Here is a 12,829-nt window from a genome sequence, read left to right on the forward strand (position 1 = left end):
CATGATGTTAGATAATATGCCTGTTATCAATGGTGATCCACTGTGGGCATTGTTAGGTAGGTTTCGCGCTGACCAACGCAAACATAAAATAGATCTATTGGTTGGTGTCTATCGAGACGAGCATGGCAATACACCTGTGATGAAAACCGTGCAAGACGCAGAAATACATCTTGCTCATGAAGCTCATTCGAAGGCTTATGGTATGCTATCGGGTAACGCTAATTTTAACCAGCAAATGGCAAAATTTGTACTGGGTGACAGTTCAAGTCTAAAAGACCAGTGCACGATTCAGACGGTTGGAGCATCAGGTGCATTACGACTCATTGCTGATTTGATTGCCACGCTCTCTCCAGATTCAACCATTTGGATCAGCGACCCTGGCTATATCAATCATCGTCCGCTGATGGAAGGGGCTGGGTTAACGGTTAATACGTATCCTTGGCAAAATAAAAATGGTCAGTTAGACATTGATGCGTGTTTTGCCGCGCTAGAAAAAGCAAAAGAAGGAGACGTGTTGTTATTACATGCGTGCTGCCACAATCCTACCGGTATAGATCCTTCTTTAGAACAGTGGCAACTGTTTTCTGATAAATGTAAACAGAAAAATATTGTCCCGTTTATTGATATGGCGTATCAAGGTTTTGGCGATGATCCTGATACCGATGCTGCAGGTCTTCGTCTAATGATCGAAGACGCTGACTTTGCATTTATCGCCGCCAGCTGTTCAAAAAATATGGGGCTGTACAACGAGCGTACGGGTATTGCTACGGTGATGACGACGAACCATGAGCGTCACGCAGATATACAGACACTTTTAGAAACCATCACACGTGCCAACTATTCTATGCCGCCCAATCACGGTGCCGCAGTTGCTTCTTATTTGCTAGACAAACCAAACGCATGGCTAGACGAACTAGCAGGCTACCGTGATAGGGTGGATACTATTCGACAAGCATTAGGCGCAGCATTAAAAGATAGGGGTGCACCTGCAGAGTTTTTGGATATTTCGCAACAAAAAGGCATGTTTTCTCTATTACCGCTAACCAAAAATCAAATGCTGATATTGCAAGATGAGTTCGCTATCTACGGCATGCCAAATGGCAGAATCAATATTGCCGGTTTGAAAATGACGGAAATCCCTCAACTGGCGGACGCTATCATGTCGATTATTTCACGTTAGAGAATAATCTTTATTATTCAGTGCAATATTTTATGCATTAATCGCAACATCAAGAAGGACACGACTATTTATACTTTATATTGGGATAAGGGTGGTGCCAATATGGCCACCCATGCTGTCTTTGAAGAGCTAGGCGTGTCTTATGAAATGATAGAAATAGACCTGTCTAAAAACATGCAAAAATCAGCTGAGTATCTAGCCATTAATCCAAATGGCAAAGTACCTACGTTGGTGCATCAGGGACAGGTCATTTATGAGTCTGCGGCAATTTTAATGTACGTGTTAGATCAGCACCCAAAGTCTGGGCTAGCACCTGACACAGGATGCCCTAGGCGCGGTGTCTATTACCAGTATTTGTTTTGGATGTCTTCTACACTGCAAGAAGCCGCTAATCACTGGGCACATCCCGAGCAGTACATTAGCGGTGAGCACAATTTGCAGCAAGTGAAAGATCAAGCGAATGATGTGCTAACCCACTGCTGGGATATTATTGAAAAGGGATTGGCGAGTCATGGTCCATGGTTATTAGGCGATAAATTAAGTGGGGCTGATTTTCATTTATTTATGATTGCTCATTGGAGTCAGCGATATGCGAGTCGAGCACAGGATTGGACACATTTAAACACACATTATCAAGCCATGCTAAACCGTGCCTCGGTACAAGAAATGATGGCACAAGAAGGATTGTTGTAATCTGTTCATATGTTCAACTAAAAGATATTAAATGACTGGACTAGAAGCACTGAATACAATGCTTCTAGTGACTTCTAGCGATTGTAGTAAATATAGTTTTTATATCAAGCTACTGATCCGCCGCATCTCGTCTAAACGTCCAAGTCTTATTATCAGACGCGTCTTCACAATAGTAATAGCCTGCCAAATCAAACTGCTTTAGCTGCTCAGCATTGGTCAGCTTATTATCAGCAGCATATTTCACCATCAAACCACGTGCTTTTTTGGCATAAAAGCTAATCACTTTGTATTGACCATTTTTCTCGTCTTCAAATCGTGGCGTAATGATATCTGCCTTCAGTGCTTTTTTCTTTACCGCCTTGAAGTATTCATTAGAAGCCAAATTCACTAATACCTTGTCATCGCTGTCAGCCATACGCGCATTGATAACGTTAGTCACTTCCTCATCCCAAAACTCATAAAGATTGTCACCGCGCTCATTTTTTAGCTTGGTGCCCATCTCTAAACGATATGGCTGGATCAGATCTAGTGGCTTTAGTACTCCATACAGTCCAGACAAAATACCTAAGTGCTCATTGATATAAGTAGCGGTATCTTTGTCCATATGATACATATCAAGTCCAGTATAGACATCACCATCGAATAAATAGCCTGCAGGCTTGGCGGCATTATCAGAGGCATCATTGGTAAATGGTTGCGCTTCGCTCCAATGCCATTGTTGATTGCGCGTGGCATTAAGCTGAGCCAAATCGTCAGATATGCTCATCAGCTCTTGTAGGTCAACAGGCTCTTTTGACTTCAGTACTTTCATCAATTCTTGTGAGCGCTTGATTAGCTCGGGCTGGCTATAGTAGTTGCCTAAATTCAATGGTATAGCGTCTGTTTCGTTCAGGGATTTGGCAGGGGAGAGCAAAAAATACATAGTTATTCCTTATTATAATGAATCGATGACGGGTTTTTTCGAGTGTCAAGTATTCTTATTATACGGTATGCATGGGTGGAACTTGACTTCACCTTGCTTATTTTATGTTTATTGACGTTATATTTTTAATAAAAAAACAGATTTAGGGTTAGAGAATAAATGGAGGTAGGCCTGTATCTATAAGGGCTAAGCGTTTTTTGGAAAAATAAAAGGCTTTAATATACCAACAAAAAGTATGCCAATGGTGTAAATACCTAAATTTTTATTTTACTTGTGGGTCATCATTAGACAATGAAACTTGACGAACGATATCTCTATAATAAAAAGGCATGATGGTAAAGTAGCTATCATTTATTAAATTGATAACCTTTGGTCGCTGTAATGGATTAATCATGATCAATGGGTTTTGTCCCCTGTGCTTTTTAGATGTGCGTTGAGGGTATTAAAGGTAGTCGTGAGACGTAAATATAGTCATTGGACGTAAGTAAGGAGACGGTATGAAAATCGGTGTAATCAGTGCAGATATCACGAGCGAGAGCCGTGTAGCCATAACCCCAGACGCAGTAAAAAAATTGCGTAAACTTGGGTTTGAAGTCGTCATTCAGTCAGGTGCAGGCCAAGCAGCATACTATGCTGATGAGTTGTATCAGGCTGCGGGTGCCGACATTGCCAGTAGTCGCACCGAGGTGATCACCCAGTCTAAGATTATTACCACCGTCAATGACCTACCAGCGGAAGCCACTGAAAGCTTGTCGTCTGGTCAGATCGTCATTGGCATGCTTGACCCGTATCGCAACACTCAGCTTGACACTTATGCAGCCAAAGGTGCGACAGTCTTTGCGATGGAGTTATTGCCTCGTACACTGTCACGTGCACAGAATATGGATGTATTGTCATCACAAGCCAACCTTGCTGGTTATAAAGCAGTATTGCTAGCGGCCAATGAGTATTCGCGTCCTTTCCCGATGTTTATGACCTCAGCCGGTACTGTTAAGCCAGCCAAAGTCGTCATCTTAGGTGTCGGGGTTGCAGGTTTGCAAGCGATTGCGACAGCCAAGCGTTTGGGCGCTGTGGTAGAAGCCAGTGACTTACGTCCGACCGCTCGCGAGCAAGTAGAGTCACTCGGTGGTAAGTGGCTAGATGTGCCGATGAGTGCAGAGGAAGCTGAAACAGCCAAGTCTACCGGTGGTTATGCGTGGACACCATCCGAGCAGTATGTCAAAGATCAAGCGGCAGTCGTGGACAAAGCCTTGAGCAATGCGGATATCGTCATTACTACTGCACAAATTCCTGGTCGTAATGCTCCGCGTCTGGTGCATGGTGCAACCCTCGCTAAAATGAAAGCAGGTTCAGTATTGATCGATATGGCGGCTGGTACTGGTGGTAACGTCGAAGGCAGTGTGCCGGACCAAACCATCACGACAGACAACGGCGTACGTATCGTTGGCGCTGCCAATATTCCATCTATGCTAGCCGCCCAGTCTTCAGATTTGTATGCCAATAACCTTGTTAACTTTATTACGACATTGATTGCACCTGCTAGCGATGACGCATCAGCCAGCTTGGCACTTAACGTAGACATGGAAGACGAGATTCAGGGCGCACTGGCAGTGACACATGACAGTCAGGTACGACTAGCCAAACGTTAGTTTGAACAGTCTATTACCACATACTTTGTCACTACACATTTGCCAGTAATGAATAAATTTTTAGGAGAATTAGATGATTGCCACTATTTTAGCTGCAGCGCCAGCCGGTGCGGCCATGAGTAGCACACCATTTGTAGCGATTTTCACTGTATTTGTGCTCGCTATTTTTGTCGGATACTACGTGGTTTGGGGCGTTACGCCTGCATTACATACGCCATTGATGGCGGTAACCAATGCCTTATCAAGTATCGTCATCGTGGGTGCGATGCTACAGACCGTCACGATTGATGGTTCAATGTTTACACCGACCAGTTTGCTTGGTGCCTTTGCGGTATTTTTAGCCAGTATCAATATCTTTGGTGGCTTTGCTGTGACTGAGCGTATGCTTGCGATGTTCAAACCGAAAGTGAAAAAAGCACCAGTAGCAACCACTGATGCCGGAGGTGACGCATGAATGATTTCTCAGCAATGATTGCAGCAAATGCAGATTGGTTCTATCTAGTCGGCGCTATCCTCTTTGTCTTAACGTTACGTGGTTTGTCTAGCCCAAAGACAGCGATTCGCGGTAACCGTTTTGGTATGGCAGCGATGGCGATTGCCGTTGTGACAACCTTCTTTTTAGCAGAAGGCCCTGTGCTTTGGTTGATTATCGGGGCGATGGTGTTGGGTGCCCTTGTTGGTATGTGGAAAGCGAAAACAGTCGCAATGACTCAGATGCCAGAAACAGTTGCTTTGATGCATTCATTCGTTGGTTTGGCAGCGGTTGCGATTGCACTTGCGACGGTATTGCACACTGAACAGCAGCATGGCGCCGTTGCCCGCATCGAGCTATTTATCGGTTGCTTCATCGGTGCAATTACGTTCTCAGCCTCAGTCTTTGCCTTTGGTAAATTAGCAGCGAAAAGCTGGGCAAAAACATTGGTTGGGGTCTGGGTAAAACCGGTCCAAGCGCTACTATTCATTGCGATGATTGGGTTCGGTGGCGTGTATTTCGTCACTGATTCATTACCAGCATTTTATGCGATGGCTGTGATTGCCGTTATCTTCGGTTGGATGTGGATTGCCCCAATTGGCGGCGGTGATATGCCAGTGGTTGTATCGCTATTGAACTCATTCTCAGGTTGGGCAGCAGCAGGTATTGGTTTTACCCTTGGCAACTCGATGCTGATTATCGCAGGTTCTCTGGTCGGTTCATCAGGTGCGATCTTGTCTTACATCATGTGTAAAGCCATGAACCGCTCACTACTTAATGTCTTATTCGGTGGTATGGGTACATCAGCTGTTGCCGCAGGCGGCGATGATGGGGCACCGAAGAACTACAAAGCAGGCTCAGCAGAAGATGCAGGGTTCCTGATGTCTAATGCTAGCAGCGTTGTCATCGTACCAGGTTACGGTATGGCACAAGGCCGCGCACAGAATGCAGTAAAAGAGCTATATGAGTTGTTAAAAGAAGAAGGCGTCAACGTTCGCTTTGCTATCCATCCCGTTGCTGGTCGTATGCCAGGTCATATGAACGTCCTATTGGCTGAAGCTGATGTACCTTATGATGATATTTTAGAAATGGACGAGATTAACTCAGATTTCGCAAGTACAGATGTGGTCTTAGTTATCGGTGCAAACGACGTTGTGAATCCATCTGCGAAAGATGATCCTACTTCTCCAATCTTTGGTATGCCGATTCTAGAAGTTAGCAAAGCCCAGACGGTCATGGTCATCAAGCGTTCAATGAGTACCGGTTATGCTGGTCTGGATAACAGCTTGTTCTACATGGACAAAACGATGATGATCTTTGGCGATGCCAAGAAAATGGTAGAAGAGATGGTACGTACTATCAATGGCGGCGGTCATTAATCTCTAAGCTATGTTTTTAACCATCATCATGCACAGATAAGTTTTAGATAAAGAAAGTCACTGAGGTGGCTTTTTTTGCGTTAAAGTGGGCAGCATTTATAAGCCGACTATAGACTGAGGTCGTTTACAATTATGGTCAGTTTCTAATGATCACAAAATTAACTGTGCTTTGTGTACTCACTATACGATTTGCGCTTGATTAACCTTTCAGCCCATCTGAATTGCTTTAACGATAGACAATCACCAATTATAAATACGATGAAATAAGAGAAAGATTTATGAACATGTTACTGCGCTTTTTTATTATGGTTAGCTTACTTAAACAACAGCTCAAGCATCAATCGACGAGCGAAATTATCAGTCTAGAGACATTGACTGCACCGACCGTCCGTCATTATCGAATTTTGCCCCACGATATGGGATTTCGCGATCATTTACCCAATTATCGTTATTTATCATTTATCGAGCTAAACGTCACACGCTGGGTAAAGGCGTGCTGTCACCAAAAAGGCATTAAACCGTTGAATTGGGTGATTGCCATGCAAGAGATGATTTATCTGAAGCAAATTAAATTTTTGGATAAAATGACGCTTAGCAGTGCAGTCGCAGGATGGGATCATAAATATGTGTATTTTGAGCATCGGTTCTTTGTTAAAAATCAGCTGATGGGCGTTGGTATGACTAAGTTTGTTTTTACAGATAGTAAAGGTATGCGCACACCAGAAGTATTAGACATGATGGGCGAGCAATTGACAGATACGATTAACACATGGAATGAGCACCAAGTCGCGGTAAAATCGACTAAATCAGTCTAAGCCATATCGCAAAACAGTCTTGAAACCCATTATTGAAAAACAACATCGTAAAATAACTTGGCTATAATCATTTGCTGAATTTTGGTAGGATAGAGCCCATCAAGTCGTCAGTATTAGGACGATGGCATCGTTTTTAATATGATGATTCTCAAAACGACTAAAAATAAGGTACCGTTATGACCCCACAAAAATTAAAATGGACAGACAGCTTAGATATCGCGATTGAGCTTTATGAAAAATTCCCAGAAACAGACCCACAGTATATTCGTTTTACTGACTTGCATCGCTGGGTAACTGAGCTTGAAGGCTTTGATGATGATCCACAAAAATCAAATGAAGGCATCTTAGAAGCCATTCAAATGAACTGGATTGATGAAGCCGATTAATCGATTCGGTCTGCCAGTATTACTACAAACAGAAAACTAAATAAACAGATAGAAAAGGCCGCATCATGACCTCACAAATTAAAGAGCTACCAGAAGCGATAGCTTGTAGCGGTATCAGCGTTCGTACCACTAATAACGCTGAGATAAGCCATGATACTGCCAAGCTTGGTAGATTATGGCAGAAGTTTTATCAAAATCACGCGGGTGAGCTCCCTGAAGGTGAAGACATTTATGGTGTCTATCACAACTATGAAAGCGATGATCTGGCAGGGGCGTTTGACGTTGTGGCCAGTTGGAAAGTAGCCAGCGAGCAAGATGCACAATCAGAAAGCGACAGTGTAGCCAATGCTAGTAACGTAGTGACGGTTGATATTCCTGCAGGAAAGTACTTGGTATTTTCTGAAGAAGGCTACATGCCTAACACTGTGATGAATGCATGGGAAAGTGCTTGGGAATATTTTAATACTGCAGATTGCGAGCATACCCGTACTTTTAACGTAGACTTCGAGCATTATATCGGTGGCAACTTAGAATATGGTCAAGTTGATGTCTATATTGGTATCGAGTAAAGCTAGTAATTGGCTTAAGTAATTTAAGCCGCTCAAGCCATTGTCGATAAAAACAATGACAAAAAAAGCGCTAACCTAAATTAGGTAGCGCTTTTTCTTTAGATAGATGTAATCAATTAGACAGTCGCAATTAATACTACATTCAATCTAGCAACAAATTTTCCAAAATGCCTTCGTAAATCTGCGCAAGCTTTCCTAGGTCATCGACTTCTACTTTTTCATCTACTTGGTGAATCGTCGCATTACGCACACCAAGCTCCACAACCTGGGCACCAGTTGGGGCGATAAAGCGTCCATCGGAGGTACCACCAGAAGTCGATAGGGTGGTATCGACATCGGTCACTTTTTTGATGGCATTTTGACAGGCCGAAACCAGTTTTCCTTCAGGGGTCAAAAACGGCTGACCAGATAACTTCCAATGAATATCGTAGCTCGCTTTACTGTTGGCAAAGTGCTTATCAAAAATAGCATGCGTTTTTGCCTTTAGTTCATCTTCAGTCGTTTCAGTTGAGAAACGGAAGTTAAAAACCACGTTTAGCGTTTCAGGAATGACATTGGTTGCGCCAGTGCCGCCGTTGATATTCGATATTTGTAATGATGTGGCTGGGAAGTAGTCGTTGCCGTTGTCCCATGCGGTAGAAGTCAATTCAGCAAGGGCAGACATCGCCGCATGAATCGGATTAGATGCCAGATGTGGATAGGCGACATGGCCTTGTTTGCCTGTAACGGTAAGCTCTGCACCTAGTGAGCCACGACGACCGTTTTTGATAATATCACCTAACGTATCGGTACTTGATGGCTCGCCAACGAGACAGTAGGTGATTTTTTCTTGACGAGCTTCTAGAGTCTCGATTACTTTGACCGTACCATTAATTGACGGGCCTTCTTCATCTGAAGTAATTAAAAAAGCAATAGAGCCATTGTGTTCAGGATGATTGGCAACGAAACGTTCGGCTGCAACGGTAAAAGCTGCAATACCCGTTTTCATATCGGCGGCACCGCGTGCCCACAGATACCCATCAGCGATAGTTGGAGTAAACGGAGGGTAGGTCCAGTTTTTCTCATCACCCGTTGGCACGACATCAGTATGTCCAGCAAAGCAAATCACCGGCTCGGTAGTACCGCGGCGTGCCCACAAGTTTTTGACTTCGGCATGTTCACCGCTTTGTTTTCTATCACCAAAATACATAAATTCGCAATCAAAGCCTGCTTGTTCTAACCGTGCTGACAACATATCTTGGCAACCATCGTCATCGGGCGTTACTGAAGGACGCTCTAACAGTGCAATACTTAAATCTAAGGTTTCTTGCTGATGAGTCGTTTGTTGAGACGCGCTTGATTGGTTATGAGAGTCAGACATGGATAAGCCTTTTATATAATAAATTAAGATGGTAAATATAAATAAAGAGTAGAGGATAAATGCTAAATGGCTACTTCGACAAAGGGTACAAGACCATCACGGCGCATCCAAGTAGCGATAGAGTAGCGTTGGCGATGCGCAGTTTGTACTTGATGACGTAAATCGCTATCAAAAATGATTAGTCTATTGGCAACTGGCATCACTTCATGGTGCGTGCCATGCTTATCAACGACTTCTAGTGCGCCGCCGTCAGTTGTTTCCCAATCATCATTGAGATAAAACACCGCCGAGATAACACGTTCATCACGTCCAGCAGGGTTGTCACTGTGCCATTGATAGCCAAAGCCAGTTGGATAGCACGCATAATGCGCTTCACTATGGCGAATACCAGCAAACAAGCTACGATTGAATAGCGAGGCCAAAGCATTGATGCTTTGCAGATAATAGTAGCCTGCAAAAAAATCTTCAGTAATCCAGCGTATTCTATCACCGCGAATATCACTGATGCGAACACCAGCGGTCAGCTCTGCATCACGATAGTCAATAAAACCGCTTTCTGCTTGTAGTGCTAATAAGGCAGTACTATTGAATACGTCATCAATAATGAGCCAGCCGTCAGTGACAAAGGTATCGAGCTGTTTATCCGTCAGCTTATCTTCCCAGTCCACCGCAAAGTCAGACATTTGCAATACGTGCTGAGTAGGAATTTCTTGGCTAACATTATGAGTATTTGGCAGCAGTAATGGTGGATTATCCTGACCTATCGGATGATCAACGACCAACGCTGTCTTGTTAAGGTTGCTAATAATCTGCGTCATTTCATCTCATTATTATCAATCAGCTGTCAATATACCGTCATTCAATACGTTTTTATTGAAAGCACTTACTAAAACCACATTATCTTTTACTCTGCCTATGCTACCATAGATGCAATTTTTCTTATTTAAACTTTTGAGATTATGAACTATAAACACGCCTACCACGCTGGTAACTTTGCTGATGTGGTTAAACACATTTTATTGGTACAACTGCTTAATCAACTGGGGCAGAAAAACAAACCTTTTTATGTGCTTGACGCTTATGGCGGTCGTGGACTGTATTCACTAAGCAGTGAAGAAGCGCGCAAAACAGGTGAGGCCAAAGGCGGTATTCAGGCTTTTCTAAAAGCAGATACCGAAAAAGCCCCAGCTGCTGTCAAAGATTATATGGAAGGCATTAAGCAAGCCAAATTCACTTACGACAATAAAGTCTATCCTGGTTCGCCATGGTGGGTGGCCCATCACGTTGAAAAAACCGCCGCTAAAAAGCCTGATGCTGGCGTGCGTGCTGAGGCTTTTGAAGCCAAAGCGACTGAATACGATGCGTTGAACTATCAGCTACATAAGTTGCCAATTGGTATCCAGCATCGTGATGCTTTTGAAGGTATTACCGCTGTTATTCCACCAAAAGAAAAGCGCGGTTTGATTTTCCTTGATCCTCCTTATGAGCAAGAGCACAAAGATTTTACGCGCCTGATCGACTTATTAGTCGCGGCTTATAACAAATGGCCACAGGGCACTTATGCGCTTTGGTTCCCAATCAAAAACATCGAAGCTGTAGAGCTCTTCTATAAAAAGCTCAAACGTACTGAAATGAGACGTCAGCTGGTTTGTGAGCTAAACATTTATCCTAATGATGTGGCAGTTGGTCTGAACGGTACAGGTCTACTGGTTATCAATCCGCCATGGCAGTTTGATAACCATGCACGTGAGATATTACGTTTCTTACAGCCAGTACTGAAAGTAGAAGACGCGCCAAACTTGACGCCTGATAGTGCGACCAATGTGCGCTGGCTCGTCGGCGAATAGCAATAACGGCCAATAAGGATATTAAGATGACGACTCAGCCACCTATCGGCCAGCCGAATAATGTACCTTTGAATAATTCATCGCTAAACGACGGCTCGTTGCAAGATAATGCAGCGACTCAGCCACCGTTTATTGATGAGCACGAGTTTAATATTCGCCTAGCGGATAACGACAGCTATGATGGTTTGACATTTGAGGTGATTGAAGCTGAAGTAGCCGAAGGTAAGCGAGTGGTTAGTCGCGGTGTTTATTTGGCACCCAATCTGATCACTACCTTATCGCTACTGTCAGGCTTTTACTCGATTTTGGCGAGTACGCAAGGCGAGTTCTATAAGGCAGCTTTGGCTATCTTTTTATCCGCTATTCTTGATGGCGCAGATGGACGTGTCGCACGTATGCTCAATGCGCAAAGTCCATTCGGTGAGCAATACGACTCTTTAGCAGATATGCTAGCGTTTGGTGTTGCTCCTGCTATTCTGATTTATAGTTTCGCTTTAGAGCCTTTGGGTCGTATCGGCATTGGCTGTGCGTTTGTCTTTACCGCTTGTGCTGCTTTTCGCCTTGCACGCTTTAACGTTCAGGTCGGCATCGTTGATAAAAAGTACTTTGTTGGTTTAGCCAGTCCGCTGGCTGCTATATTGGTAACGTCCGCTGTGATGGTTGCAGTCGATCATAATGAGTGGATTGGTCAATACGATACAGCTGTCATGCTATTGTTTGCAGCTTGGGTAGTGACTTGTGGTCTACTGATGGTCAGTAATGTCAAATACTATAGCTTTAAAGAATTTGACAAAAAGAAAGTACCTTTTGTAGTGCTTATCATTGGGGTGCTAGTCATGAGCATCGTGCTCTATGATATTCCCGTTGGTATCTTAGCCATCGGTATTATCTATGCGTTATCAGGTATCGTGACGACGATCAGAACAAAAGTAAAAGGTTAGACACTGTATTCAGATTCTACATAAAGGAACTTACCATCAGGTAAGTTCCTTTTTTTACGCGCTCTATATACTGCTGAAGTACGTCGACCACTGTAAAAAAGCTAAATCTGTAGATATAAAAGACAGTATTTAAAGTTTGATAGCGATAACAATAGGTTAGGTTAATACGATATCTTTGATAGAAAATAACTGAGATTATTTATAGAGTTTCCTTGTTTTCTATTTAAAATTCCGTATAATGCCACCCAGTCGAAAGGGAAGTGGGTTACTGATTTGAACGATGTAAATTGTTTGGATTAAATAGAAAATACTTCTTGACTAAATAAATATAGCGTCTATAATACGCACCTCATCAAGACGAGCTGGAAGTAGCTAGTGTGTAGATTACACATTAATAACCCAGTTAACTTGTTGAAACAAATTAAAAAAAGAAGTTGACAGACTATTAAAACATGATATGATGGTCAGCTCGCTAAATAGGATAAGCCACATTGGCTGACTTGGTTAGTTTGAAATACTAACACTGGACGACAGTGTCAGACATTATTTAAAAGCATAACTAAAGAACAACTTGTGTGGATTTTTGCTGATTCAGAATGCTAAAAAATAAAGTTGA

Annotated in this window: 13 protein-coding genes; 10 read left to right on the top strand and 3 right to left on the bottom strand. The window is 43.1% G+C overall.

Translation table 11 applies throughout. The features are described from left to right. The first annotated feature begins 1 nt into the window (after position 1). Together ACQKCG_RS11700 and ACQKCG_RS11705 are read left to right on the top strand one after the other, a co-directional pair. Positions 2 to 1,180 (top strand): aromatic amino acid transaminase, encoded by a 1,179-nt coding sequence (locus ACQKCG_RS11700; RefSeq protein ID WP_201556131.1) that lies wholly within the window; start codon positions 2 to 4, stop codon positions 1,178 to 1,180. 66 nt (positions 1,181 to 1,246) lie between these two features. Then, positions 1,247 to 1,873 carry a glutathione S-transferase family protein gene (locus ACQKCG_RS11705; protein WP_227678842.1) on the top strand — a complete coding sequence of 209 codons (627 nt, stop codon included), beginning with the start codon at positions 1,247 to 1,249 and terminating at the stop codon, positions 1,871 to 1,873. Between the two features lie 109 nt (positions 1,874 to 1,982). Here the strand turns inward: ACQKCG_RS11705 and yaaA are convergent, their stop codons facing one another. Next, the gene (gene yaaA / locus ACQKCG_RS11710) at positions 1,983 to 2,795 is read right to left on the bottom strand and encodes a peroxide stress protein YaaA (protein ID WP_201556134.1); all 813 of its coding nucleotides are present in this window, start codon (positions 2,793 to 2,795) and stop codon (positions 1,983 to 1,985) included. Positions 2,796 to 3,292: 497 nt separating this feature from the next. Here yaaA and ACQKCG_RS11715 point away from each other — a divergent pair, with 497 nt between their 5' ends. The 6 genes from ACQKCG_RS11715 to ACQKCG_RS11740 all read left to right on the top strand — a co-directional run bounded on the left by ACQKCG_RS11715 (position 3,293) and on the right by ACQKCG_RS11740 (position 8,065). Further along, on the top strand, positions 3,293 to 4,444 hold the full coding sequence (locus ACQKCG_RS11715; RefSeq protein WP_102092430.1) for a Re/Si-specific NAD(P)(+) transhydrogenase subunit alpha: 1,152 nt from the start codon (positions 3,293 to 3,295) through the stop codon (positions 4,442 to 4,444). Between the two features lie 115 nt (positions 4,445 to 4,559). Further along, positions 4,560 to 4,898 (top strand): proton-translocating transhydrogenase family protein, encoded by a 339-nt coding sequence (locus ACQKCG_RS11720; protein ID WP_197707696.1) that lies wholly within the window; start codon positions 4,560 to 4,562, stop codon positions 4,896 to 4,898. After that, positions 4,895 to 6,295, top strand: a complete 1,401-nt coding sequence (locus ACQKCG_RS11725) for an NAD(P)(+) transhydrogenase (Re/Si-specific) subunit beta (protein ID WP_413786291.1) — start codon at positions 4,895 to 4,897, stop codon at positions 6,293 to 6,295. Before ACQKCG_RS11720 ends, ACQKCG_RS11725 begins: the two co-directional genes overlap by 4 nt. Before the next feature lie 278 nt (positions 6,296 to 6,573). After that, positions 6,574 to 7,110 (top strand): acyl-CoA thioesterase, encoded by a 537-nt coding sequence (locus ACQKCG_RS11730; protein WP_201556135.1) that lies wholly within the window; start codon positions 6,574 to 6,576, stop codon positions 7,108 to 7,110. A gap of 176 nt (positions 7,111 to 7,286) precedes the next feature. Continuing rightward, positions 7,287 to 7,496: a Fe-S cluster assembly protein IscX gene (gene iscX / locus ACQKCG_RS11735; RefSeq protein WP_021812734.1), complete on the top strand. Its 210-nt coding sequence runs from the start codon at positions 7,287 to 7,289 to the stop codon at positions 7,494 to 7,496. A gap of 65 nt (positions 7,497 to 7,561) precedes the next feature. Next, a complete protein-coding gene (locus ACQKCG_RS11740) occupies positions 7,562 to 8,065 on the top strand; it encodes a GyrI-like domain-containing protein (RefSeq protein ID WP_102093259.1) in 504 nt (167 codons plus the stop codon). Positions 8,066 to 8,207: 142 nt separating this feature from the next. Here ACQKCG_RS11740 and dapE read toward each other — a convergent pair whose 3' ends face one another. Both dapE and ACQKCG_RS11750 read right to left on the bottom strand, forming a co-directional pair. Next, the gene (dapE, locus tag ACQKCG_RS11745; RefSeq protein WP_201556136.1) at positions 8,208 to 9,425 is read right to left on the bottom strand and encodes a succinyl-diaminopimelate desuccinylase; all 1,218 of its coding nucleotides are present in this window, start codon (positions 9,423 to 9,425) and stop codon (positions 8,208 to 8,210) included. Positions 9,426 to 9,487: 62 nt separating this feature from the next. Further along, complete coding sequence (locus ACQKCG_RS11750) at positions 9,488 to 10,243, bottom strand: 2OG-Fe(II) oxygenase (protein WP_201556137.1); 756 nt, start codon at positions 10,241 to 10,243, stop codon at positions 9,488 to 9,490. 141 nt (positions 10,244 to 10,384) lie between these two features. Between ACQKCG_RS11750 and ACQKCG_RS11755 the strand changes: the two genes are divergently transcribed. Both ACQKCG_RS11755 and pssA read left to right on the top strand, forming a co-directional pair. Then, positions 10,385 to 11,272: a 23S rRNA (adenine(2030)-N(6))-methyltransferase RlmJ gene (locus tag ACQKCG_RS11755; RefSeq protein ID WP_057758888.1), complete on the top strand. Its 888-nt coding sequence runs from the start codon at positions 10,385 to 10,387 to the stop codon at positions 11,270 to 11,272. A gap of 26 nt (positions 11,273 to 11,298) precedes the next feature. Beyond that, a complete protein-coding gene (pssA, locus tag ACQKCG_RS11760) occupies positions 11,299 to 12,213 on the top strand; it encodes a CDP-diacylglycerol--serine O-phosphatidyltransferase (protein ID WP_227678841.1) in 915 nt (304 codons plus the stop codon). Positions 12,214 to 12,829 lie beyond the last annotated feature (616 nt).

It is taken from the genome of Psychrobacter sp. NPDC078929 (assembly GCF_050267985.1).
In the GTDB taxonomy this organism is placed as follows: Bacteria; Pseudomonadota; Gammaproteobacteria; order Pseudomonadales; family Moraxellaceae; genus Psychrobacter.

What these genes read in the sequence shown, in the direction of transcription:
- ACQKCG_RS11700 (WP_201556131.1), top strand. Translation starts at nt 2, where the DNA reads ATGATGTTAGATAATATGCCTGTTATCAATGGTGATCCACTGTGGGCA.
- yaaA (WP_201556134.1), bottom strand. Translation starts at nt 2,795, where the DNA reads ATGTATTTTTTGCTCTCCCCTGCCAAATCCCTGAACGAAACAGACGCT.
- ACQKCG_RS11715 (WP_102092430.1), top strand. Translation starts at nt 3,293, where the DNA reads ATGAAAATCGGTGTAATCAGTGCAGATATCACGAGCGAGAGCCGTGTA.
- ACQKCG_RS11720 (WP_197707696.1), top strand. Translation starts at nt 4,560, where the DNA reads ATGAGTAGCACACCATTTGTAGCGATTTTCACTGTATTTGTGCTCGCT.
- ACQKCG_RS11725 (WP_413786291.1), top strand. Translation starts at nt 4,895, where the DNA reads ATGAATGATTTCTCAGCAATGATTGCAGCAAATGCAGATTGGTTCTAT.
- ACQKCG_RS11730 (WP_201556135.1), top strand. Translation starts at nt 6,574, where the DNA reads ATGAACATGTTACTGCGCTTTTTTATTATGGTTAGCTTACTTAAACAA.
- iscX (WP_021812734.1), top strand. Translation starts at nt 7,287, where the DNA reads ATGACCCCACAAAAATTAAAATGGACAGACAGCTTAGATATCGCGATT.
- ACQKCG_RS11740 (WP_102093259.1), top strand. Translation starts at nt 7,562, where the DNA reads ATGACCTCACAAATTAAAGAGCTACCAGAAGCGATAGCTTGTAGCGGT.
- dapE (WP_201556136.1), bottom strand. Translation starts at nt 9,425, where the DNA reads ATGTCTGACTCTCATAACCAATCAAGCGCGTCTCAACAAACGACTCAT.
- ACQKCG_RS11750 (WP_201556137.1), bottom strand. Translation starts at nt 10,243, where the DNA reads ATGACGCAGATTATTAGCAACCTTAACAAGACAGCGTTGGTCGTTGAT.
- ACQKCG_RS11755 (WP_057758888.1), top strand. Translation starts at nt 10,385, where the DNA reads ATGAACTATAAACACGCCTACCACGCTGGTAACTTTGCTGATGTGGTT.
- pssA (WP_227678841.1), top strand. Translation starts at nt 11,299, where the DNA reads ATGACGACTCAGCCACCTATCGGCCAGCCGAATAATGTACCTTTGAAT.